Origin of the sequence: Rossellomorea sp. GAMAL-10_SWC, from assembly GCF_049568075.1 — a bacterium.
Taxonomy (GTDB): Bacteria; Bacillota; Bacilli; order Bacillales; family Bacillaceae_G; genus Gottfriedia.
The window spans coordinates 3,430,046-3,455,187 of record NZ_CP144911.1 but is presented as its reverse complement, the minus strand read 5'-3'; the positions used below and the strand labels follow the sequence as shown (position 1 = coordinate 3,455,187).

At 33.1% G+C, this 25,142-nt stretch carries 23 protein-coding genes; 21 read left to right on the top strand and 2 right to left on the bottom strand.

Going from position 1 to position 25,142, the window contains the following annotated elements; all coding sequences use genetic code 11:
- The 3 genes from thpR (at window position 1) to V5E38_RS17070 (ending at window position 3,873) form a co-directional block, all read left to right on the top strand.
- Complete coding sequence (gene thpR, locus V5E38_RS17080; RefSeq protein WP_499210878.1) at window positions 1–552, top strand: 2'-5' RNA ligase family protein; 552 nt, start codon at window positions 1–3, stop codon at window positions 550–552.
- A gap of 225 nt (window positions 553–777) precedes the next feature.
- Complete coding sequence (gene pulA / locus V5E38_RS17075; RefSeq protein ID WP_499210877.1) at window positions 778–2,943, top strand: type I pullulanase; 2,166 nt, start codon at window positions 778–780, stop codon at window positions 2,941–2,943.
- 138 nt (window positions 2,944–3,081) lie between these two features.
- Window positions 3,082–3,873 (top strand): phosphotransferase family protein, encoded by a 792-nt coding sequence (locus tag V5E38_RS17070; protein WP_499210876.1) that lies wholly within the window; start codon window positions 3,082–3,084, stop codon window positions 3,871–3,873.
- Between the two features lie 27 nt (window positions 3,874–3,900).
- Here the strand turns inward: V5E38_RS17070 and V5E38_RS17065 are convergent, their stop codons facing one another.
- Window positions 3,901–4,179, bottom strand: coding sequence for a YtzH-like family protein (locus tag V5E38_RS17065; RefSeq protein WP_056473344.1), 279 nt, complete (start codon window positions 4,177–4,179; stop codon window positions 3,901–3,903).
- Window positions 4,180–4,329: 150 nt separating this feature from the next.
- Here V5E38_RS17065 and trmB point away from each other — a divergent pair, with 150 nt between their 5' ends.
- Complete coding sequence (gene trmB, locus V5E38_RS17060; protein WP_098566409.1) at window positions 4,330–4,971, top strand: tRNA (guanosine(46)-N7)-methyltransferase TrmB; 642 nt, start codon at window positions 4,330–4,332, stop codon at window positions 4,969–4,971.
- Window positions 4,972–5,197: 226 nt separating this feature from the next.
- The gene (locus V5E38_RS17055) at window positions 5,198–6,040 is read left to right on the top strand and encodes a YtnP family quorum-quenching lactonase (RefSeq protein WP_097979212.1); all 843 of its coding nucleotides are present in this window, start codon (window positions 5,198–5,200) and stop codon (window positions 6,038–6,040) included.
- A gap of 14 nt (window positions 6,041–6,054) precedes the next feature.
- Here V5E38_RS17055 and V5E38_RS17050 read toward each other — a convergent pair whose 3' ends face one another.
- Complete coding sequence (locus V5E38_RS17050) at window positions 6,055–6,366, bottom strand: PepSY domain-containing protein (RefSeq protein WP_056473349.1); 312 nt, start codon at window positions 6,364–6,366, stop codon at window positions 6,055–6,057.
- A 161-nt stretch (window positions 6,367–6,527) separates the two neighbouring features.
- Here V5E38_RS17050 and V5E38_RS17045 point away from each other — a divergent pair, with 161 nt between their 5' ends.
- The 16 genes from V5E38_RS17045 to solA all read left to right on the top strand — a co-directional run bounded on the left by V5E38_RS17045 (window position 6,528) and on the right by solA (window position 24,965).
- Entirely contained in the window at window positions 6,528–7,598 is a 1,071-nt protein-coding gene (locus V5E38_RS17045; protein ID WP_097979211.1) for a M42 family metallopeptidase, read from the top strand.
- Between the two features lie 250 nt (window positions 7,599–7,848).
- Entirely contained in the window at window positions 7,849–8,961 is a 1,113-nt protein-coding gene (locus V5E38_RS17040) for an ABC transporter substrate-binding protein (protein WP_499210875.1), read from the top strand.
- Complete coding sequence (locus tag V5E38_RS17035) at window positions 8,951–9,778, top strand: alkaline phosphatase family protein (protein ID WP_499210874.1); 828 nt, start codon at window positions 8,951–8,953, stop codon at window positions 9,776–9,778. The genes V5E38_RS17040 and V5E38_RS17035 overlap by 11 nt, the downstream gene beginning before the upstream one ends.
- A gap of 98 nt (window positions 9,779–9,876) precedes the next feature.
- Window positions 9,877–10,731 carry an ABC transporter permease gene (locus V5E38_RS17030; protein ID WP_390309614.1) on the top strand — a complete coding sequence of 285 codons (855 nt, stop codon included), beginning with the start codon at window positions 9,877–9,879 and terminating at the stop codon, window positions 10,729–10,731.
- Window positions 10,728–11,579 (top strand): ABC transporter permease, encoded by an 852-nt coding sequence (locus V5E38_RS17025; RefSeq protein ID WP_499210873.1) that lies wholly within the window; start codon window positions 10,728–10,730, stop codon window positions 11,577–11,579. The genes V5E38_RS17030 and V5E38_RS17025 overlap by 4 nt, the downstream gene beginning before the upstream one ends.
- Window positions 11,580–11,592: 13 nt before the next feature.
- Window positions 11,593–12,606, top strand: coding sequence for an ABC transporter ATP-binding protein (locus V5E38_RS17020; RefSeq protein WP_499210872.1), 1,014 nt, complete (start codon window positions 11,593–11,595; stop codon window positions 12,604–12,606).
- A gap of 26 nt (window positions 12,607–12,632) precedes the next feature.
- Window positions 12,633–13,418: a DeoR/GlpR family DNA-binding transcription regulator gene (locus V5E38_RS17015; protein ID WP_499210871.1), complete on the top strand. Its 786-nt coding sequence runs from the start codon at window positions 12,633–12,635 to the stop codon at window positions 13,416–13,418.
- A gap of 161 nt (window positions 13,419–13,579) precedes the next feature.
- The gene (locus V5E38_RS17010; RefSeq protein ID WP_499210870.1) at window positions 13,580–14,449 is read left to right on the top strand and encodes an HAD family hydrolase; all 870 of its coding nucleotides are present in this window, start codon (window positions 13,580–13,582) and stop codon (window positions 14,447–14,449) included.
- A gap of 580 nt (window positions 14,450–15,029) precedes the next feature.
- Window positions 15,030–15,545, top strand: coding sequence for an inosine/xanthosine triphosphatase (locus V5E38_RS17005; protein WP_499210869.1), 516 nt, complete (start codon window positions 15,030–15,032; stop codon window positions 15,543–15,545).
- Window positions 15,546–15,615: 70 nt separating this feature from the next.
- The gene (locus V5E38_RS17000) at window positions 15,616–15,933 is read left to right on the top strand and encodes a thioredoxin family protein (protein WP_499210868.1); all 318 of its coding nucleotides are present in this window, start codon (window positions 15,616–15,618) and stop codon (window positions 15,931–15,933) included.
- A gap of 17 nt (window positions 15,934–15,950) precedes the next feature.
- A complete protein-coding gene (locus V5E38_RS16995) occupies window positions 15,951–16,748 on the top strand; it encodes a DUF1444 family protein (RefSeq protein ID WP_286133692.1) in 798 nt (265 codons plus the stop codon).
- 14 nt (window positions 16,749–16,762) lie between these two features.
- Window positions 16,763–17,368 carry a YtpR family tRNA-binding protein gene (ytpR, locus tag V5E38_RS16990; protein ID WP_097979202.1) on the top strand — a complete coding sequence of 202 codons (606 nt, stop codon included), beginning with the start codon at window positions 16,763–16,765 and terminating at the stop codon, window positions 17,366–17,368.
- A gap of 220 nt (window positions 17,369–17,588) precedes the next feature.
- Window positions 17,589–20,861 carry a DNA translocase FtsK gene (locus tag V5E38_RS16985; protein ID WP_499210867.1) on the top strand — a complete coding sequence of 1,091 codons (3,273 nt, stop codon included), beginning with the start codon at window positions 17,589–17,591 and terminating at the stop codon, window positions 20,859–20,861.
- A gap of 98 nt (window positions 20,862–20,959) precedes the next feature.
- Window positions 20,960–22,075, top strand: coding sequence for a nicotinate phosphoribosyltransferase (locus tag V5E38_RS16980; protein ID WP_499210866.1), 1,116 nt, complete (start codon window positions 20,960–20,962; stop codon window positions 22,073–22,075).
- A 302-nt stretch (window positions 22,076–22,377) separates the two neighbouring features.
- Entirely contained in the window at window positions 22,378–23,670 is a 1,293-nt protein-coding gene (gene murC / locus V5E38_RS16975) for a UDP-N-acetylmuramate--L-alanine ligase (RefSeq protein ID WP_097979199.1), read from the top strand.
- 149 nt (window positions 23,671–23,819) lie between these two features.
- Window positions 23,820–24,965, top strand: coding sequence for an N-methyl-L-tryptophan oxidase (solA, locus tag V5E38_RS16970; RefSeq protein ID WP_499210865.1), 1,146 nt, complete (start codon window positions 23,820–23,822; stop codon window positions 24,963–24,965).
- The last annotated feature ends 177 nt before the right edge of the window (window positions 24,966–25,142 follow it).

Genomic DNA, 25,142 nt, shown 5'->3' with positions numbered 1-25,142 from the left:
TTGAGTGAACATTATTTTCTTGCTGTTCCTTTGCCAATACAAATAAAAGAAATTTTAGATGATTATTCAAAAAGATGGTATTCAAAACTACCATTAAAGAAATGGACATTTAAAGATGATTTTCATATTACTTTATCATTTTTAGGTCCGGTTACATTTACAAAAAGTGTAGAGCTTATGGATCAACTACAAAAAGAGCTGAACGATTTTAAAAGTTTTGATTTGTCTGTTCATCAGTTAGGTATTTTTGGGAGTAAAGTACAGCCACGTGTATGGTGGTTTGGTTTAGAGAATAGTGTTGAATTATTGGAGTTACAAAATAGAATTAGTAGGATATGTGAAGAAAGCGGTTTTTCAATTGATAAACGACCATATAATCCGCATATTACAATCGCAAAGAAATATAATGATAGGTTCGATAAAGAATTTGAAATCCCACTTAGTTGGGAAGAAGAACCTTTAAAATTTAAAGTGAATGAAGTCATTTTATATAAGATTCAACCTTCCCAAAAACCAAGTTACCATATTGCTGAATCCGTTTCATTAAATTAAAAAATAATATTTAAAATCTTGAACAATTTGATGAAATATAAGAAATATTTGAAGAAACTAACGAATACTTTCAGAAGAAGCATGAAAGCGAAATGGTAACATCATGTTTGTTTTGAATCCATTTTAACTCTTTGTGAATAGACTAATCATATCGATTTAATAAATAACGAAATGCGTAGTTATTATGTAAAAGTTTTAAATTTATAGTCTGGATGGTGAATAGCGTTGTTTCATATTAAAAGGGCTTTTGAAGCTTATATAGATGGATTTCAAGAAATAACAATGATTATTCCCAAATCGAACAAACATACAGTGCAGTCATATTTTGAACTAATTGAAGAGGATGGCCGGAAAACTAGGCTTCCCGTCGTATCTCGAATAGAGTTTGATAGATTTTTTAAATATACTGTTTTGACTACTGAAGTCCTTTTGTTAGAAAAAAAGTATGAGATTGAAGACGAATTTGGTATTCGCACAGATTTACAAGTTGGTGGAGTTATTCGTTCGAAGGACTTTGATGAAAAATATGCCTATGATGGGGAGGATTTAGGTACGGTTTACACAAGTAAATCTACACAATTCAAATTATGGGCACCTACTGCTTCTAAGGTTAAGTTAAGAATTTATCAAGAATACGGTGAAGAAGAAAAGTTTACTGAAATGTCTATGGTTCGAGATGGAAAAGGGACATGGAAAGCAGTAATCGATCGTGATTGTGACGGATTAGTTTATAATTTCTTAGTATGTGTGAATCTGATTTGGCGAGAAGCTGTCGATCCTTATGCAAAAGCAGTTACTGTAAATGGTAAACATAGTGTAGTAATTGATTTATCGAAGAGTAGCAAAGTTAGTAAGGTAAATAGTACACCACCAAGTAAGTATACAGATTGTATTATTTACGAGGCCAGTATTCGAGATTTTACTTCACATCCACTAAGTGGGATTCAAAAAAAGGGGTCTTTTCAAGGGTTTCATGAAAAAGATACGATGTACAATGGTTTTCCAACAGGTTTGGATTATCTATGCAAGCTAGGAGCTACACATATTGAATTATTACCATTTTTTGATTTTGAAGGAATAGATGAAAATAACCCATTCCAAAGCTATAATTGGGGCTACAATCCATTGAATTTCAATGCACCAGAAGGTAGTTATAGTTTAAAACCGGATGAACCAATCGAAAGAATAAATGAATTAAAGAAACTTATTTCAGTTTATCATGAACATGGTTTACGGATTATTATGGATGTTGTTTACAATCATGTTTATGAATTACAAACTAGCCAATTCGAAAAAATTGTACCAGGATATTATTTTAGACAAGATGAACGTGGGTTACCATCGAATGGAACAGGAGTAGGGAATGACTTTGCATCTGAAAGATTGATGGCTAGACGATTTATTCTACAATCAATAAAATATTGGACTAAAGAATATGACATCGATGGGTTTAGGTTTGATTTAATGGGAATATTGGATACGGATACAATGAATGAAATTGTATCGGAACTGACAATCTTAAAACCAGAAATAATCATTTTTGGAGAAGGTTGGGATTTAAATACATCATTAAGTCCATCTTCTCGAAAAGCAACGATAAACCAAAGTCATCAACTATCAATGGTTGGATTTTTTAATGATAAATTTCGCGATGGAATAAAAGGAAGTACTTTTTCATTTCAAGAAATAGGGTTTATACAAGGCAATAATATTCATAATGATTACTTATCCGATTTACTTTTAGGAAGCGTTGGGATTAATAAACAAGTAAATTTATTTAAAGAGCCATATCAATCGATTAATTATGTTGAATCACATGATAATCACACTATGTGGGACAGATTAAAGCTTTCCAATCAGAAAGAGAATGAGGAAATACTTAAGAAAAGGCATTTACTTGGAACTAGTATTGTATTATTTTCGTTTGGTGTACCGTTTCTGCATAGTGGCCAGGAGTTTTTTCGAACAAAAAAGGGGATCGAAAACAGTTATAATTCAGGCGACACAATAAATAGTATTGATTGGGCAAGAGCAGAACGTGAAGCGTCATCGATTGAAATAGTTAAAGAATTTATCGCAATTCGAAAGCGCTTTAATAGTTTCCGTTTTTCTTTAAAAGAAGAAATAGAAAAGTATGTAACGCCAGTCAATCTTCATCGAGATCTAATTGGGTACCTAATTAGCGGATTAGAAGAAATCGACCAAGTTAAAGAGATAATGGTGTTATTTCATAATGGTCTTACTGATATATATATTGATTTAGGAAATGAAGAAGACAATTGGGAATTTATATGGGATGGCCATAATCATTATGTTAATAAAGGGATGAAAGTGGATTGTAATAAATTACCAATGCCATCGCTTTCGACTGTTGTATTAGTAAAATACTAGCAACTACTTGCAGATTCTAATTAAACAATGTAAACTTGTAAAAGATGGCTTATTACAGCTGATTGTAATAGGCTATCTTTCTTTTTGTAATAAAATAATTTTAAATACAAACATATATAACAACAAGGAACGGGAACAATGGATAATCATATACAAGAAATACTCGGAAAAGAATGGACAATCTCGCCAGCCGGTGGATTTACTGGTGAAGCGTATATAGCAGAAAATAATGATAAGAGATTATTTCTAAAACGAAATTCTTCTCCTTTTTTAGCAGTTTTATCAGCAGCTGGCTTTGTTCCAAAATTAGTTTGGACTAGAAGACTAGAAAATGGTGATGTACTTACTGCTCAAGAGTGGGTGATTGCACGTAGTTTAGAACCTTATGAGCTCTCTGCGAAAGGGGTTGCGCAATTTTTATATCGTATCCATTCTTCCAAAGAATTGTTATATATGTTAACGAAGCTAGGGATTAATCCTTTAGAACCTCAGGATTTACTACAAACAATCGTAGGTAATCTTACTGAAGAGTTTACACAAAGCCAGATCATAGTAAAAGGTATCGAATATTTAGAGGAAAATATGCCATCTTTTGATTCAGAGGATTTAGTCGTTTGTCATAGTGATTTAAATCATCATAATTGGCTGCTTACTGAGACAAATAATTTATATTTAATTGATTGGGATGAGGCAATCATTGCTGATAAAGCATTTGATTTGGGCATGTTTTTATTCACCTATGTAGAACAGAATGATTGGGACAAATGGCTTCGAAATTATGGAATAAAATTAACTGAAGACCTATTAAATCGAATGACTTGGTATGTAGTCGCTCAAACAATCATTTGGATTAAATGGTATACTCTTCGAGAAAATGAAAAGCAGACTCAAAAAATGAAGAGCCTGCTAGAGAAGATATTAATTAAATAAAAATTTCCTCGGAAATTGTCATATAGATTAGGAATAAGTATTGAAATCAGTCACCCATTGAGAGAGTTGATTTTGGTGGTTTGTAATGTGCTGATCTAAATCAGCAGAATACTTTCCAGACTGACTATAATAATAAACGTCATTTAACATGCTTTTTACATCATCTGTTATTTGGTCGTTCGTTAATAAGGATTGAACAAGTCTTTCTAATTGCTCACATTCTGATATAGTTCCACAACAGTCAGATTGATGATTCATTAAAATATCTCGTAAAATTGTTAATTGATGTTCATGATTTAAAGGCATAAATTCACATCCTTTTTTTATTAGGTACACTTGAAATAGTTTGTGTTACAAGAAATGATTTTATACTATACGTGAATAACCGAGTGCCATCGTGCTTGGTTTTTTCTTTGAGTAAATATAAATTGCAAAATCGAGAGGGAGTAAAATCTTATGAGATTAAGACATAAGCCAGGTGCGGCAGATCAAGTTAAAGAAAATGCTCATTATGTAATTCCAAATCCGTCTGAACAAAAAGGGAAATGGCAAGAAGTTTTCCAAAATGATCAACCAATTCATATCGAGGTTGGTACGGGTAGAGGTCGTTTTATGGTCGGTATGGCTAAAGCCAATCCTCATATTAACTATATTGGCATTGAGAAATATACAAGTGTAATTTCTGATGCATTAGATAAATTAATCGAAGCTGAAGTTCCAAACTTAAAGTTGTTAAATGTAGATGCTCAAAAATTAACGGATTTCTTTGAGGACGGGGAAATAGATCGAGTTTATTTAAACTTTTCTGATCCATGGCCAAAGGTTCGTCATGAAAAACGTCGATTAACATATAAAACATTTTTAAATATGTATCAACAAATCTTGAAAAATGATGGGGAAATTCATTTTAAAACAGATAATCAAGATTTATTCGAGTTTTCAATCATGAGTATGGCGAACTACGGAATGACTATGCATTTCTTAAGCTTAGATCTTCATAAAAGTGATTTTGAAGGAAATATTATGACTGAATACGAAGAAAAGTTTTCTTCAAAAGGTAACCGTATTTACCGAGTTGAAGCTGCTTATAGAAATTAATCTAATCAAAAGACTATCGTGATATATTTATCATGATAGTTTTTTGATTTTGCTACAACACACGAAATTTTAATATGATTGTTGATTTTTAGGCAATCTAAAACGAATTTACATTTCATATTCACTATTGTTCCCTTTCTTTTACCTATTCCTGCTCTTTAAATATTCAGTAAATTCGTAAAAGTGGTATAATATTTAAGTCTAGTAAAAAAGAAGGGGGATAAGTATGGAACAGTTAAAAATTGGAACTTGTACAATTCAGTGGCTTACTGGAGGAAATACCCATTTAGATGGTGGAGCAATGTTTGGAGTTGTTCCAAAGGCGCTTTGGTCAAAAAAATATATTGTTAATGAGAAAAACCAAATTCCTTTACGTACTGACCCGGTATTTATTCAAACAAATGGTTTAAACATTATCATTGATAGCGGCATCGGTGTTAATAAATTAAATGAGAAACAAAAAAGAAATTTTGGCGTTACCGAGGATTCAGCGTTAGAAAAATCATTAGCGAGGCACGGTTTAAAACTAGACGATATTGATTATGTCATAATGACGCATCTGCATTTTGATCATGCTAGTGGATTAACTAAATTTGAAAATGATGAATTCAAATCTGTATTTTCGAATGCAAAAATTATCACATCTCAAATTGAATGGGATGAAATGAGAAATCCGAATATTCGTTCAAGTAATACATATTGGAAAGAAAATTGGGAAGCAATTCAGCACCAAGTAATAACATTTGAAAAAGAATATTCTTTAACAGATGAAATAACAATTATTCACACAGGTGGACATAGCGATGGGCACAGTATTATAAAAATTGAAACTGAAGATGAGCTATTATTGCATATGGGGGATTTAATGCCTACACATGCACATCAGTCGCCATTATGGGTTATGGCATATGATGATTACCCAATGACATCTATTTACGCAAAAGAAAAATGGGTTAATTTTGGTATGCAAAAAAAATCTTGGTTTACGTTCTATCATGACGATGTATTTCGAGCAATAAAATGGAGCGCTGAAGGACAAGTATTACAGTCGATCGAACGCTCCAAATAATTTGGCTTTTGTTGTTAAACAATTTGAGCAGAAATTAGCTCACCATTTACAGCATTAATGATGAATGAATAGTTTGTAGTGTCATTATCTGATTCTACTACTGTAAAACCACCTTCATAAACATCACCTTCATAATCAGGTAAATCTGCCCACTTTGGTTCTGAATGAATCCAAGTTCCAGTTACATTACCATATGAAAGAAATACTGGTTTAATTGTTTTTAATGCTTTTTCTGCTGGAATATATTGTGAAGATAATTTTTTTTGTAAATATAGTCCACCAGCAACACCTAAACCTAAGCCGATTAAGACGCGTTTAAGTTTCATTTGTACCACCTCTATTTATGTATTATGCGCTTGAAAAAATATTCTACTACTTATCTTAGTCAAACTGGGGCAACATTTCAACGGTTAGCATTGGTATTATGTGTTATTTTTAGATAAAATAAAAAAAGAAGATATGATTTGTACAGAGAGGAACTTTAATTATGAATCAAGACACTCTACAGCTTTTTAAATTTTTAACAGAATTACAAGGTGCATCAGGATTTGAGCATGAAGTTCGTCACTTCATGAGAAAAGAACTTGAAAAATATACAAATGAGATTGTGCAAGATCGTTTAGGAAGTATTTTTGGAGTGAAACGTGGAGCTGAAGATGGACCTACTGTAATGGTGGCAGGTCATATGGATGAAGTTGGTTTCATGGTTACTCAAATTACAGAAAACGGGATGTTACGATTTCAACCACTAGGTGGCTGGTGGAACCAAGTATTGCTTGCTCAAAGAGTTCAAGTAATGACAGATCAAGGACCAGTTATTGGTGTGATCGGTTCAATTCCACCGCATTTATTAAGCGATGAGTTAAGAGCTAGACCAATGGATATGAAAAATATGCTAATCGATATTGGTGCAGATAACAAAGAAGATGCACTAAATATTGGCGTTCGTCCTGGTCAACAAATTGTACCAGTATGTCCGTTCACTCCTATGGCTAATGAGAAAAAAATCATGGCAAAAGCATGGGATAACCGTTACGGTTGTGGACTTGCGATTGAATTATTAAAAGAAGTTCAAAACGAAACATTACCAAATATTTTATATTCAGGTGCTACTGTTCAAGAAGAAGTTGGACTAAGAGGGGCACAAACAGCTGCAAATATGATTAAACCTGATATCTTTTACGCATTAGATGCAAGCCCAGCTAATGATATGTCAGGCTCGAAATCCGAGTTTGGTCAATTAGGTAAAGGTGTTTTATTACGAATTTTAGACCGAACAATGGTTACTCATAAAGGAATCCGTGAATTTATTTTAGATACTGCAGAAACGAATAAAATTCCATACCAATATTTTGTTTCACAAGGTGGAACAGATGCTGGACGAGTACATGTTTCAAACGATGGCGTACCATCTGCTGTAATTGGTATCTGCTCTCGTTATATTCACACTGCGGCATCGATTATTCATGTTGATGATTATTTAGCTGCAAAGGAATTACTTGTTAAGCTAGTTAAAGCGACTGATAAAACAACTGTTGAAACATTACGTAATTATTAAGAAAGTAAAAAAAGAAGCCTTAAAAAGAGGCTTCTTTTTTTATTGAAAATCCTTACCTTTCCTTCCCAAATCCCTACACTTCACATCTTTTCTTATCTATTACCTAGAACCTTAACTCTTCTTTCAATTAATGTTATTAATAAATTCTTAACATACAGTTAATGTGGGTTTTACGATGTTGTTTTATGATAAAACCGTAATAACCAGTAACAAACATTAAACAAACCACATTAATGTGAGGAGATCTAAAATGAAAACTGAATTTAAAAAGAAAAGTTACAAGGCAGTGCAAGTTGTCGTTTTGGGTATGACAGTTCTAGGATTAACAGCATGCGGAAAAGCCGTGGAAACGAAAAATGAATCTGTATTAAATCCAAATTCATTAACTCTTAAAGAAATTGAAACAAAAGCAAAAAAAGAAGGTGAAATAAATAGTGTAGGTATGCCTGATTCATGGGCTAACTGGGTTGAAACTTGGAATGAAGTTAATAAAAATTATAATTTGAAACATACTGACACAGATTTGTCTAGTGCGGAAGAGATTGCAAAAATGGAATCTGAAAAAGAGAATGCTACTGCTGATATTGGAGATGTCGGAATGTCTTTTGGTCCAATCGCTGAACAAAAAAACTTAACTATTCCATACAAAACATCTTACTGGGAGGAGATTCCTGATTGGGCAAAAGATGACAATGGTGACTGGGTAGTGGGATATCAAGGAACTATTTCTTTTCTGACAAATAAAGAACTAGTAAAAACACCTCCTAAATCTTGGGACGATATTTTAAAAGGGAATTACAAAGTAACAGTTGGTGATGTTCAACGTGGTACACAAAACCAAATGGCCGTACTTGCTGCTGCTATTGCATACGGTGGAGATGAAAAAAATATCCAACCAGGGATCGACTTTTTTAAAAAGCTTGCTAAGCAAGGGCGATTAAGCTTAACAGATGCTAAACCAGCAAATATCGAAAAAGGAGAGGTTGAAGTAGCACTTGTTTGGGACTTTAATGCGCTTGGTTATGCTGAAGCAATTAAGCGTAGTCAATTTGATGTATCGATCCCAAGTGATGGATCAGTTGTTAGTGGATACTCAACTATTATCAATAAATATGCTAAACATCCTTATGCAGCTATGGCTACAAGGGAATATATTCTAAGCGATGAAGGACAAATAAACTTAGCAAAAGGATTTGCTCGACCAATTCGTAATGTTGAACTTCCAAAGGATGTAGCTGAAAAAATGGTTCCAAAAGAGGAATACAAAAATGCAAAGCCAATTAGAGATTTTAAGGCTTGGGAAGAAACTGCAAAAACTTTACCCCAAAAATGGCAAGAAGAGGTGTTAGTAAATGTCAAATAAAGTTATAGCTATAGTTGTTGATGGAATGAGATATGACAAAGCATGCGAAGCGCTTGGATATGTTCAGCATTTAGTGGAATTAAATCAAGCAGCACTATACAAGATGAAATCGGAGCTTCCGAGTCTTTCTCGCCCATTATATGAGGTGTTATTAACTGGAACACCTTCATCGGTAAATGGAATTACATCTAATCAAGCAGTTCGTTTATCGAATGAAAAAAGTATCTTTCATCTTACAAAGGAAAATGGTTTAAGAAATGGAGCGGTTTCGTATTACTGGGTAAGCGAACTATATAATCGAGCACCATTTAATTTTATTGAAGATCGAGAACAAGATGATCTATCTAAAGCGATTCAATACGGAAAATTCTATTGGGATGATGACTATCCAGACAGTCACGTGTTTATGGATGCAGAAGCTTTACGTAGAAAATATGATCCACACTTTTTATACATTCACCCTTTAGGTGTAGACGTTAAAGGAGAACTATTTGGATCGGAATCGAAAGAATATCGTGAACAAATTTTAAAAATAGGCAGTTTGTTAGCGCAACTTCTTCCAATTTGGATGTCAGAAGGTTATCACATTTTAATTACTTCTGATCATGGAATGAGCGAAACTGGTAATCACGGAGGAATAACAGCGGGCGAACGAGATGTACCACTTTTTATCATCAGTCCAAAAGTTGAGCCTGATGTTTATAAAGAAGTAATCCCTCAGTTAGCTTTTGCTCCACTTGTTTGTAAGCTCTTAAATATAGAGCCATCAAATAAGATGATTTCATATCAGCTACCCGGATATAAAGAAATTAATTGACGTTTTAATGATATAAAGATTTTTATGGAAGGGGAATTGGTTTAGTAAAAATTTTACCAATTCTCTAACGTTTAAAGAATTTTAAGGAGCGAGAAGCTTTGCAAAAAATAAAAAAACATAAGATTTACTTACTAGCTCTTTTATTGCCATTTGTATTGTTTGTAATAGGATTTGAATTAGGGCCAATGATGGCAATGTTTAAGAATAGTTTTTACGCAGATGACGGAATCCATCTAACTATGAATCAATATATAACTATTTTTAAAAGTAAGTTTTACTTACAAGCTATCAAAAATAGTATAGTTATTTCAATTATTTCGGCAGTGATTTCGATCCTAATAGCTGTTGTCACAGCTTATTCCTTTACAAAGTTTTCACGTAAAATACAAAATCGTCTATTAATGATTGCTAATGTGACTTCAAATTTTGAAGGAATCCCTCTTTCTTTCTCATATATTATTTTACTTGGAAACAATGGACTATTTACTTTGCTTTTTGCAAAACTCGGTTGGAATCTATTTGCGGATTTTAATTTATATTCTTGGACCGGACTGATCCTTGTCTATATTTATTTTCAGATTCCATTAGCAATTTTGTTGATATACCCTTCTTTTCAAGGAATAAAGCAACAATGGAAAGAAGCGTCTGCATTATTAGGAGGATCAACAATATCATTTTGGCTAAGAATTGGAATTCCAGTACTATTACCAAGTATAGTAGGCACATTTAGTATTTTATTTGCTAACGCTATGGGTGCTTATGCAACAGCCTACGCATTAGTTGGTAGCAATTATAATTTATTGTCATTACAAATTGCTTCACTAGTCTCAAGTGACGTTACATTAAAACCACAATTAGGAAGCGCACTAGGAGTCCTTCTAGCAGTTACCATGATTGGAGCGATGTGGATTAATGAGAGAATGATGCGTCGGATTAGGAGGGATTTACGATGAAATTACAAACAACATTTTTTAAAGTAATAGTTGGATTACTTGTAATCTATTTATTAATTCCACTAGTCGGTACATTTTTATTTTCAATTGCAACTAAATGGGATCATTCAATCTTACCTGAGAGCTATACATTAAATTGGTATATTGAATTATTTCAAGATGGACGATTTTTTGAGGCTTTTCAACGAACATTATTTTTAATTATCATAACTGTCTTTTTAAGTGTTTCAATCATGCTCCCAACAATCTTTATTATAACTGTATATTTTAAAAAATTTGAAGGAATTCTCCAAGCAATTGCGATGCTTCCGTATGGTATCCCACCTATTGTAGGAGCAGTTGGGTTAATTAAGCTATATTCTAATGGGCCATTACAAATTGCCGGTACTCCATGGATACTAGTTGGAGCTTACTTTATAACCATTCTACCTTTTATGTATCAAGGTATTCGTAATAGTCTTAGAACAATAAATGCCATTCAACTTGTAGATGCAGCTGAATTACTTGGTGCAACTAAATTTCAAGCGTTTAGAACGGTTGTGCTTCCGAATATTTTATCTGGAATATTAGTATCAAGTTTATTGTCCGTAGCGCTTTTATTCAGTGAGTTTGCATTTGCAAATTTACTAGTAGGTGGAAGATTTGAAACCCTTCAAATCTATCTTGCCGATAAACTAAATAGTAGTGGTCATTTAACAAGTGCCATAGTTATTACTTATTATTTGGTGATTTTACTTTTAACTGGAACAGTCTTAAAACTCACGTTTAAAACTAAAAAAAATCCTGCCGTATTTAATAAAAGGCGGTCTATTTTAAAAAAACAAGGTCATTTAAAAAATACTCAATAGAAGGTGAAGTTAAATGAGCTACGTAAATATTGATCAAGTGACTAAACAATATCAAAATCAAGTCGTCTTAAATAATATTTCCTTAACATTAAATAAAGGAGAATTCGTAACGCTTTTAGGTCAAAGTGGGTGCGGGAAAAGTACTTTATTACGTTCTATTGCAGGTCTTGAAGACGTCGATGTAGGAAATATATTAATAGATGGGAAGAACATAACTAATTTATCTCCGCGTCAACGCGAGGTAGGTATGGTGTTTCAGTCATATGCACTTTTTCCAAATATGACAGTATTTGAAAATATTGCATATGGTCTAAAAATGAAAAAAGCTAAAAACATACATGCAAGTGTAAAAAAGATGATTGAAATTGTTGATTTAATAGGTAAAGAAGGTTCATACCCTCACCAATTATCAGGAGGGCAACAACAAAGAGTTGCTTTAGCTCGAGCGCTTGTCATGGAACCAAAAGTACTATTATTAGATGAACCGTTAAGTGCATTAGATGCAAAAATTCGAAAAAGCTTACAAAAAGAATTAAAAAGAATACAGCAAGAACTAGATATTACGACTATTTTTGTTACACATGATCAAGAAGAAGCAATGACAATGTCGGATCGAATTTTTGTTATGAATAATGGAAATGTAGTACAAGAAGGTACGCCTTCCGAGATCTATACAACACCAGTAAATAAGTTCGTAGCAAAATTCATCGGAAATTACAATGTTTATGAGATGGATGTTTTCCATAAACTTGTTCGTAGTAATGAATTAATTGGAAATGATGTAGCAATTCGACCTGAAGTATTAAAATTAGTAGCTGTAGGAAATGACAGCATGGATTTACAACGAAACTGGGGAATAAAGGGGATTATTTCAGATGTTACTATGACTGGTAATGTCTTAAGATACGAAGTTGAAACCGAAGAATCTTCATTTCTTGTAGACAACCTTAACCACCGAGGTGAAATGTTCCAGCAAGGAGAACATGTGAACATTATTGTACCTAAAAAAGAATGCGTTATCTTATAAATTTTTAAAGTTTCTGGAGGATTAAAATGTCTGTTTTACCTGAGGAAAGAAAAAACGAGATTTTAAAAGAACTTAATAAAAAAGGAAAAGTTAAAGTTATCGATTTAGTTCAACAATTTAATGTATCAGAAGAAACCATTCGTCGAGATTTAATGATATTAGAGGAAAAAGGTCTTTTAAAAAAGGTGTATGGTGGAGCAATTAAAACAGTATACCAAAATGAGGAACCTCCTTTTATGCAGCGTACGACTGTGAATCAGGAAGCGAAAGTAAAAATTGGTAAAAAGGCCATGGACCAAATTTCCAATGGAGATGTTATTGCGATTGATGTAGGCACAACAATGCTTGAATTTGCTCAGTGTATTGAAAATAAAAAAGACATTACTATATTGACTAATTCATTACCAGTATCTTCCCTGTTAACAGAATCATTAAATCAAAATAAGTTTACCGGACAAATATTATTACTAGGTGGAATAGTCGATCCAAAACAACTGTCAATGAGTGGGAGTATAACAGAACAATTACTAAGTCAATTTAATGTTGATAAGGCATTTATTTCAGCGGGTGGTGTCTCAGCTCAAAATGGAGTTAGCAACTATCATTTCCATGAAACTTTAGTTTCTCGAAAAATGGTGGAAGTGTCGAAGCAAGTGATCTTATTAACAGATTACTCGAAAATTGGTGTAGATACATTTAGTAAAGTTTGTTCTCTTGAAAAGGTTGATGCAATAGTATGTGACCATTCATTTCCAGATGAATGGAAAGAGCATTCAATATTAGAAGAAATCGAATGGATTCAAGCAAATTAAAAACGACGGACTATATTCTATAAATTCTTTTTTGTTAAGTAGCCAATAACGTAATGAATGAATCGTTATTGCCTTCTTAAGCTTGCAATTTTGGTGATGACCGATTACTGAACACTATAAAACTATCTGAAAAGCATAATAAATTAAAGGAGATATAATCAATGAGTTTCATTGCAATAGATTTAGATGGAACATTATTAAATAATGAGAATGAAATTAGTGAAGAAAATATTAATGCAATTAAATTTGCAGGGGAAAATGGAATAGAGGTTGTAATTTCAACAGGTCGAGCATACTTTGATGTACAAAAAATTTGTGAAGAATCTAGGATATCACCATATGTAATCGGAACAAATGGGGCAACTATCCATTCTAAAAACGGAGAATGTATCTCATCAATTACTATTTCAAAAACAAATGCTGAACAGATCATAAAGTGGCTTGATGACCGAAACTATTATTTCGAAGTTTTTACAGATAAAAGCATTTATGCTCTTAAAGAAAGTAGAGAAAGTTTCCAAAATGAGATTAATAGCCTTAAAAGAGTTGAGTTAGATGAAGAAATGAAAGAATTAGTTAATGTTGCGGAAAGACAATTCGATCAGTTTGGGTATGTTTTAGTCGATCATTATCATGAAATATTACAACGGAATGAAGAAATTAATAATATTTTAGCTTGTACGTTTGATAAGAAAAAATTAGTAGAAGCCAGAAATCGGTTTAATAAATCTAATGAGTTAAGAGTTGTTTCTTCTGCAGAGCATAATATTGAAATTACGAGTCATTTTGCATCAAAAGGATTAGCACTAGAAAAATTAGTTTTTTTATTGAATGGTTCATTAGACCAATCCATGGCTATTGGCGACAGTAATAATGATATTTCGATGTTTGAAAAAGTCGCATATAGTGTTGCAATGGGGAATGCAAAAGAAGATATCAAAGAAATTTGTACAACGTCAACTCTAAATAATGATGAAAATGGAGTTGCCCATGCTATTTATCGATATATTGATACTTTTGTAGTTAAATGATAACTATTTTATAGGGCATGTAATGTTTTTATGTTAACTTAGTAAAGAATTTTAAGGCATGAATGAGGTAATAGTTGATTAAAAATGGAAATATGTCATAGATTTTATTAGGTGAGATAATTGGAAAGATGCTTTCATTTTGAAAGTGTCTTTTTTATTGTATAGTGAATCACTCCCACCACTTAGCTAACGCTTGAAGTGGGGGCTTCTCGATTCCGTGATGAAAGCAACCTTTCATCTCCACGAGCGTTACTTTCCACAGTTCCTGCGGTAGATGTCCAACGAATGGAGGTTCTTTCGTTACCTTAGTTATTTTACGAGTGGAAGGGTGACGGGCTTGGTTTTCGCACTATGTCTTATTTGTCCACTCAACCTTATATAACTACTTATCAAAGAACAATTCATAAGAAAATCATAGCATATAACCATATGTTTTTCTATCGAATAAAAGGCAATTCATCTCCCACCTACCGTTGGACTAAAGTCCTTCACACGCTTGAGGAAGGAGACTTCTTGCCTGATTATGTTAAAATTAAATATAACTTAATAAAGCGTTTGACTAGTGAATGGAGTTAAAACAATGAAAATAACTATTGGGTCTTTAAATCCTACTAAAGTAGGTGCCGTACAAAATGTCTTTAATCAGTTTAAAGTTGAGGGACTAAATGTTCCATCGAATGTTTCGAATCAACCTTTGACGGATCAAGAAACTATGCAAGGTGCTATAAATAGAGCGCATAATGCTAGAATCGCAGGTGAGTCGGAAATCGGTATTGGATTAGAAGGTGGAGTCATTATAGAAAACGATCGGCTTTTTCTTTGTAACTGGGGAGCACTTGTGTATGAAAACGAGGTAATACTAGCAAGCGGAGCAAAAATTTTATTACCTAGCGAATTTATTAATGAGCTAAGAAATGGAACTGAGCTTGCAGTATTAATGGAACGATATACGAATGAAAAAGATATACGTAGTAAAGAAGGAGCAGTAGGGGTATTTACAAATGGCCGAATAACTAGGACAGAAATCTTTGAACATATTTGTGAATTACTATTTGGACAATATGAATTCAAGAAACGAAAAGAAGAAAACAATTGAGGTCATCCTTTTTGCATATCGATAAAAATAAGATAAAATAAAAGAAAACGAATTAAGCGAGGGAAAAAGAATGGAAAAAATTAAATCAGTTGAACAATTCGAACAAGCGAAACAAGGAGAAAAAGTGGTTTTCCAATTTTCAGCAGATTGGTGTCCGGATTGCAGATTTTTAGATATGTTCTTTCAAGAAATAATTGATGAAAATAAAGATTTTACGTTTTATTATGTAGATCGTGATCAATTTATTGAGTTATGCCAAAATCTAGATATCTTTGGCATACCAAGCTTTGTAGCGTTTAATAATGGTGAAGAAATTGGTCGTTATGTAAATAAGGATCGTAAAACAAAAGAACAAGTAGAAGAGTTTCTTGAAGGATTAAGAGGCTAATAAGGTAGGTAAAACAATTGGCTAAAAAAACAACACTAGACTTAAAAAAAATGATAGAAAACCGCCTTGGAAATGAAGATTGGCGTTTTATCTATGATCGTGAAAAAGAAGACCTTCGAATTGAAGGGATTGAAAGTAATAAAGGGATGAGTGTCTCTTTAAATAGTGCAGTAGCAAAGTATGAAGCTGAAGGTGAAGAGGCATTTAACGAATTAATTTATTATGTAAAAGAAGCACTTTCTGCTATGCACTCTGAAACTGTATTTCTTGAAGAACAAATTCGTCCAGTTATTCGAGCTACATCGTTTCCGACTGAAAAGGAAGAAGGAAATTTATTTGTAACTGATGAGCATACTGCAGAAACTAGAATTTACTACGCTATTGATTCTGAAAAAACGTATCAACTAATCGATGAAAATTTATTAGTAAAGTCAGGTTATACAAAGGAGCAGCTCCATTCTATTGCTTTATTTAATTTAAGAAAAATGCCCGTTCAAGTAAAAGAAGATATTGTTGCAGATAATACTTTTTATTTTGTACGTACAAATGATGGATACGATGCGAGTAGAGTACTAAACAGTACATTTATAAAAGAAATTCAATCAAAAGTAAAAGGTGAATTATTAGTAGGAATTCCTCATGGAGATGTACTAATCCTTGCTGACATTCGAAATAACATAGGTTATGATATAATGGCGCAAATGAATATGAGTTTCTTTGCTAGTGGAAAAATACCAATTACATCATTGTCATTTGCTTACGAAAATGAAAAGCTAATGCCAGTATTTATTCTAGGGAAACAAAAGAAGCAATAGAGAGGAAGAAATCAGTGAATATTTTTTATAACAAAGAAGGAATCGGCGATACGCTATTAATTACATTAAAACAAATTCCATCAGAAGATCGTAAAGTTGAACGAAAAGGGAATATAGCACGCGTATATAGTGCAGTAACGAATGAAACGGTTGCTATTAATGTGTTTGAGGCATCTACTTATGTAGATGTTCAAGAAAATGGTATCGTTACGATTACTGAACATATTGTTAATTCGGTTAATGAATTACTTGCAAAAGAAGGGTTTGAAGATACTTTAGTATTAGACCTTTCACCTAAATTCGTTATTGGATATGTAATCGAAAAAGAAAAACATCCAAATGCTGATAAATTAAATATTTGCAAAGTTGACGTTGGAACAGATACATTACAAATTGTTTGTGGTGCTCCGAATGTTGAACAAGGACAAAAGGTAGTTGTTGCAAAAGTCGGTGCAGTAATGCCATCAGGATTAGTCATTAAGGATGCTAATTTACGTGGAGTGGATTCATTTGGTATGATTTGCTCTGCACGTGAACTTGATTTACCTGATGCTCCACAAGAAAAAGGAATCTTAGTTCTTGAAGCTGATGCTGAAGTTGGAAAAGCTTTTTTTAACTAAATAATATATATTTTCGTATAAATACTAGGCCATGAATTGGTCTAGTATTTTTTCTGTTTTTCAATAAAAGAATTATTATTTTAATATTAATTTGATTAAATTATATATTTGATATCAAAATATGATTGAACTAGCGCAATTTGTAATAATAATGTGTTTTTTGTCATTATGTCACATGGTAAAATAAAAGGTATGAAAAGAAATAGAGAGAGTGAGAAAAATGAAAAAATGGTTAAAAAGCCTTTTTAAGGCGAATAGCCTTAATGAGATTGAAGAAGAGTTTGAAGAAGGGTTTGAAGAAAAGCCTGTTGAGGAGAAAGTATATCAATCACACTCTATCGAAAAAAAGAGAAACGCTTTACAAGAGCGTCCAAAATTTAGATTTCCCATTGAATTAGATGAAGAATTACCATCACCAAAGCCGATAAAGGAAACAAAAATTGAACCAGTTTTTAAACAAGAAAAAAATGATGATATTTGGAAAAAGTCACTAAACAATTTAAATAAAGAATATAAACCTACATATAACCAGAGTAATAACTTTGTAAGAAATACTTTTCAAAGTAATCAATTCGATAAAAGTAATTTATCTAGTCGACTTGAAAAAAATCAGGTCTCAAAAAGTGAAGCAGAACCAGCAATAGTAGAAAAAGAAGAAAAGGTCGATATCGTATTTCGTCCAAAAAGAAAAACACCATTTCGACCAAGTGAATATATTTCACCAATTTATGGATATCAAAAGCCTCCGATAAAAGAAGAAAATGCAACTGATTATAATCTTTCTTCAACTATAGAAGAAATGAGAGTTGAATCTTCTAATGTACTTGAAAATTCGTTTGAAAAAGTTGAAAGCAATATTTTTGAAAAAGGAAGTTTCGGCAATCAAAATCAAGAAAAAATTGATGTGTTTAATCTAGTAGAAAAAGAAGAACTTCAAACTTCAGCTAATCAAGTTGAAAAAGAAGATTTACATGCTGAAGTACATCAAAATGAAATACAAACTCCGTTGAAAGAGGAAGAAGTACAACTTGAAACTCCAGAGATTGAAGCTGACGTTCTTCAATTAGAAACTGAGGTTGAAGAGACGAATGAAGTTGTACAGGATGATGCGCATCAAATTGAAACAGCAATGGAAGTGAAAGAGGAAGAAGTACAACTTGAAACTCCAGAAATTGAAGCTGAAGAGAAAAATGAAGATTTAGAAGCTGAAGTTTTTCAATTAGTAGATGAGGTTGAAGAGACGAATGAAGTTGTAAAGCATGATGCCCATCAAATTGAAACAGTAGTAGATATGAAAGATAAAGTACAACTCGAAACCCTTAAAATCGAAGTAGAGGCTGAAGTTGAGATTGAAGAAGCACAGCCTGAGGTATCTATTCATGAGTCGAATGATCACAAAGTTGATACTTTGGTCCAATTTAATGAAAACGAAGACAAAGGTAGTGATCTCGTTCAAAATAATGAAGAGAATGATGTTGAGTCGGGATTAACAGACGAGTCAGATGTGAATCTAAAAGAGATTAAGGAAGAAGCGGTACAGCATGAAAATTCAATTGTAGAAGCAAAAGTAGAAGAATCCGTTGAAATAAATCAACATGCTGTTACCAATTCTTATGAACAGATAAAGACTGAAAATGAAGTTAATAAAGAAGAATCTGAACCTAAACCAATCGAGAAACGTCAGAAAAAACGCCATTTTCCTTTTAATGTAATGATGCTTCGAAGTGATGTAGAGGCTTCAAGAAAAGCAAATATAATGAGACAACTTCGTGAATTACAAAATGAATCTGCTGCAACAGTAGAAAAGGTAAATGAAGAAGTTGAGATAAAACAAAATGAACAGTTGATCGAGAATGAGAATGCTAGTTTATCTGAACAAAGTGAAATTTTATCTTCAAAGAAAGTTCAGCCAAGTGAAATAATTGCTGAACCAATCACACATGACAAGACTCTTGAAGGAATTCAAGATCAGAAGGTTGTTGAACTTGAAGAAAGTAAAACAGAAACGAATTTAACTATGGACACTAAAAATCAGATTGATCAAACTAATGAACCTGAAAGTTTAGTTGAACAACCACCAGTACTTTATGAATTACCAGAATTAGATTTATTAGTTGAACCCCCAATTGAACAATTTAATGATGGGGATTGGGTTGAAGATCAAAAGCAACTACTACAAGAAACATTACATAATTTTAATGTAGGAGCTAAAGTAATTGCTGCAACTCAAGGTCCAACAGTAACTCGTTTCGAAGTACAGCCTGATCCTGGCGTGAAAGTAAATAAAATAACGAACTTACAAGACGATATTAAATTGAGCTTAGCTGCTAGAGATATTCGTATTGAAGCTCCGATTCCTGGTCGAAGTGCAATAGGCATAGAAGTACCAAATAAAGAAAGTAAGCCTGTTTACTTAAGAGAATTAGTTAGCCAGGATAAATTTTTGCAAAGTGAATCACCTTTGACTGTTGCTCTTGGTCTTGATATAGGTGGAGAGCCTGTCTATGCAGATATTTCAAAAATGCCACACGGCTTAATTGCCGGGGCAACAGGATCTGGTAAGAGTGTGTGTATTAATTCAATTTTAGTTAGCATTTTATATAAAGCGAAGCCTCATGAAGTGAAATTAATTTTAATCGACCCTAAGATGGTTGAGCTGGCACCGTATAATCATATTCCACATCTTATTTCGCCAGTTATTACTGACGCTAGAGCCGCGACTGCTGCTTTAAAGTGGGCATGTGAAGAGATGGATCGACGTTATGATTTATTTGCTCATGCTGGAGCAAGAGATATTAAGCGATTCAATGATTTAGCGAAGAAAAAAGGTGCTTATAATGATGAGTTACCTTACTTAGTCATTATTATTGATGAATTAGCGGATTTAATGATGGTATCTCCAGGGGATGTAGAAACTTATATTTGTCGTATTGCCCAAAAAGCAAGAGCATGCGGAATCCATTTATTAGTTGCAACACAAAGACCTTCAGTTGATGTCATTACAGGTATTATTAAATCAAATATACCGACGCGTATCGCGTTTACAGTATCTTCACAAGTAGATTCTAGAACAATTATTGATATTGGCGGAGCTGAAAAGTTACTTGGACGAGGAGATATGTTATTCTTAGATAATGGAAAATCTCAAGCAATTCGATTACAAGGTGTTTATGTTTCGGATGATGAAATCGAACATGTTGTAGAGATTGTTAAAGACCAACAAAAACCGAATTACTTATTTAACCAAGAGGAACTTGTAGCAAAAGCGGATGCACAGGATGTTGATGATGAACTGTTTGAAGAAGCAGTGGAGTTTGTCATTGATCAAAAAGGTGCTTCTGTTTCAATGTTACAAAGACGTTTTCGAATTGGATACAACCGTGCAGCTAGATTAATTGACCTAATGTTTGATCACGGGATTGTATCGAATCAAAATGGAAGTAAACCTCGTGATGTTCTGATTACATCATTAGAGGAGATTCGTTCTGAGTGATATATTAGAAATTCGATAAAAATTAAGTAACGAATGTTAAAGTTATTTTAACCCATACTAGAAAAAAAAGAACGATACTTTTCAGCAGGTGAAGATTCATGGAAAAAGAATTAGATTTAAAATTACAAGGTAAAATAAGCCGATTAACGAACCAAACATTTAAATTTGATGAGAGGATCGGAGAAGGCTGGTTTTCAGCTGTATATTTTTTAAAAACTAGAGAAATCATTCGAAAAAAGAAGCCAGATACTGAAGTAACAATGCAATTTTTCCAAAGAGAAAGTGCAGTATTATGTGGAACGGATGAAGCAATTGCGATTTTACAAACTTTTGCCGATCATCCAGAAAATCTTATTGTTCATTCATTAAAGGATGGAGATATGATTGAACCATTTGAAACTGTCTTAACAATTAAAGGTAAATATGCTGATTTTGGCTATTTAGAAGGAATTATTGATGGTATTTTAGCTAGACGTACTTCTGTTGCTACAAATGTATACAATGTAAAACATTCTGCAAAATCCGCAGGCATTAAAAAGCCTGTTATTTTCATGGGAGATCGTGATGATCATTTCACGACTCAAGCAGGTGACGGTTATGCTGCATTTATTGGTGGTGCAACTGCACAAGCAACTCATGCAATGAATGAGTGGTGGGGCAATGAAGGTATGGGTACAATGCCTCATGCACTAATTCAAATGTATAATGGTGATGTTGTGGAAGCTGCGCGTGCATATACAGAAGTTTATCCACAAGATGATTTAATTGTCTTAGTAGATTATAATAATGATGTCATAAACGATGCTTTAAAGGTTGCACGAGAATACGGTAGTAAATTAAAGGCTGTACGTGTAGATACATCGAAAACAATGATTGATCAGTATTTTATTGGTAATCCAGAATTATTAGGAAGTTTTGACCCTAGGGGTGTAAATCCTACTTTAATTTTTGCTTTACGAAATGCACTAGATCAAGAAGGGTATCAGCATGTGCAAATTGTTGTAAGCGGTGGATTTACTGTAGAAAGAATCTTAGCTTTTGAGAAGCAAGGTGTACCAGTAGATTTATATGGTGTAGGCGGAAGTTTATTAAAAGTTAATATTGGCTTTACGGGTGATAATGTCGAGTTAAATGGTGTGCAACAAGCGAAAGTTGGAAGAAAGCTTCGTGAAAATCCTCGATTAGAAAAAGTAGAAATGAGCCCTAGACTATAAAGGGACAAAAAAATCAATTTAAGATTGATAGTATTTTAATATAAGCAGATGACTTAAAGTATTTACTTTTCCATCTATTTCCTCATAGTGGGATTTAAAATAAATAGTCCTATGGGAGTTTAAGTGATATAATACTAATTGCGTAAAAATTTAAGTTAGTTATCATTAAAAAAATAACTAGACTCGGCAAAGTAACAATGCATCAAATTTATAAAATATTGATGCCATTTCTTTTATTCACACATATACTGTCTAAGAGATAGGCCGTTGTATTAGTGATCGATTTTGGAGGTTCTTTTAATATGACAGTTTACCATTTTGTAGGGATTAAAGGTACTGGAATGAGTGCTTTGGCACAAATTTTACATGATTCTGGTTTGACCGTTCAGGGATCAGATTATGAAAAGCACTTTTTCACTGAAAATGAATTACGAAAAAAAAATATTACGATTTTACCATTTGATAAAGCAAATATTAAAGAAGGCCAATTCGTTATAGCGGGTAATGCATTTCCTGATACTCATGAAGAAATTGCAGCTGCTATTGAAAAAGGAATTCCGATGGCACGCTATCATAAATTCCTAGGGGAATATATGAATAAATTTACTAGCGTTGCAATTACTGGAGCACATGGTAAAACCTCTACGACAGGTTTATTAGCCCATGTAGTTTCTGGTGCGCGTCCAACTTCTTTTCTAATTGGAGATGGTACTGGGAAAGGTGAAAAAGACAGCGAGTATTTCGTGTTTGAAGCTTGTGAATACCGTCGTCATTTTCTTTCATACTTTCCAGACTATTGCATCATGACTAATATTGATTTTGATCATCCGGATTATTATAAGAGTGTAGATGATGTATTCGATGCTTTCCAACAAATGGCTGATCAAGTAAAGAAAGGTATTATTGCATGTGGAGATGACGAACATCTTCAACGAATTTATGCAAAAGTACCTGTAATGTATTATGGATTTAACGAGGACAATGATTTCCAAGCTCGTAATATCGAAAAACATACAAATGGTACAACATTTGATGTATTCGTCCGTAATACGTATTACGCTACTTTTGATATTACTGGATATGGTGATCATAGTATTTTAAATGCTTTAGCGGTAATTGCGCTTTGCCATTATGAAGAAATCGATGTTAATATTATTAAAGCTAGATTATTAACATACGGTGGCGTAAAGCGTCGTTTCAGTGAAAAACGCTTCGGAGATCAAATGTTAATTGATGATTATGCTCATCATCCAACCGAGATCCAAGCGACGATTCAAGCAGCACGTCAAAAATATCCTGACCGTGAAATCGTAGCAGTGTTCCAACCGCATACATTTACACGAACAAGTAAATTTTTAGATGAATTTGCTGGTACATTAGAAAAAGCAGATAAAGTTTACTTATGTGATATTTTTGGTTCTGCACGAGAAGATAAAGGTACTTTAACAATTGAAGACCTTTCTTGTAAAATTGCAGGTGCTGAACTATTGACTGATGACAATATCAGCAATTTACAAAACCATAAAAATAGCGTATTAATTTTTATGGGTGCTGGTGATATTCAAAAATACCAAGCAGCATACGAAAAACTATAAAAACTATTGAACCCGTTTATGAATGATCATAAACGGGTTTTTTGTTATTTTGAAAAAGCTTGTTTTACAAAAAATGCTTATATAAGAAGGTAAATTGTAAAGACAAAAAGAATATGTCATACGAATGAACAGGGTAAGGAGTGAAATGATTGAATAATCACTATGATGTAATTATTGTTGGAGCGGGCTCTATGGGAATGGCAGCAGGATATTATTTATCAAAAGGAAATCAGAAAATATTATTAATAGATTCTTTTGATCCACCACATAGCTTTGGTAGCCATCACGGCGATACTAGAATCATTCGTCATGCATATGGAGAAAGTAGAGAATACGTACCTTTAGCATTACGGGCACAAAAATTATGGGATGAGTTAGAACAATTGTCTGGAAAACAATTATTCTCGAGAACAGGCGTTTTATGTGCTGGTGCACCTGGCTCGACTTTTACGAATGAAGTAATAAATAGTGCAAAAGAATTTTCGTTGCCGCTTGAAATAATGGATAGTAATGAGATCAATGCAAGATGGCCCGGTTTACGTTTACCGAAAGGATTTATAGGTTGTTTAGAAACGTCTTCCGGCATTCTTTTTAGTGAAGAATGTGTTCGGGCGTATAAAGAACTATATATCGAGAAAGGAAATAGTCTTCAAACAAACTCACCTGTTGTGGATATTGAGGTAGGTACTAATAAGACGCAAGTGCGTACAGAGAATGCTGTTTACACAGCGGATAAACTTGTAGTATGTGCAGGCGCATGGTCTGGCAAAATTCTTGAAAAGACAGGTATTCATATACCTGTAAAACCTACGCGTAAAACTGTTGCTTGGTTTGAATGTGATCATCAACTATATGATGCTAGTTCACTACCAGCATTTACAATCGATCTAATTGATCGTCATTATTACGGCTTTCCAAGTATTCATAATAGCGGACTAAAAATTGGTCGACATGATGGAGGGCAAATTGTAGACCCTGATCAATTTAATCGAGAATTTGGAGAGTTTATTGAAGATGAAACGGATTTGAGAAATTTCTTAAGTGAATATATGCCACTTGCAAATGGGAGATTAGTAAAAGGGAAAACATGCTTATATACAATGACTCCGGACGAGCACTTCATTATTGACCAGCATCCAGAATACAATAATTTAATCATTGCCACAGGTTTCTCAGGCCATGGCTTTAAGTTTGCAAGCGTTGTAGGCGAGATTATTGCTGACCTAGTAACAAATCGGAAATCTGCTTTTGATTTGAGTATGTTTTCATTAAACCGATTTTTAAATTGCAAATAAAAAGCTGAAACTGCAAATAAAACAGGCAAATCTGCAAATAAAATTATGAAAACTGCAAATAAGTCAACCGAATCATGTAGAAACGCTGTGAATGGAACAATAAATAAATGGAATAACATTAATACAGATCAAATCTAATGAAAATTGATAAAAACTATAAAAAATCTTCTAAATTAA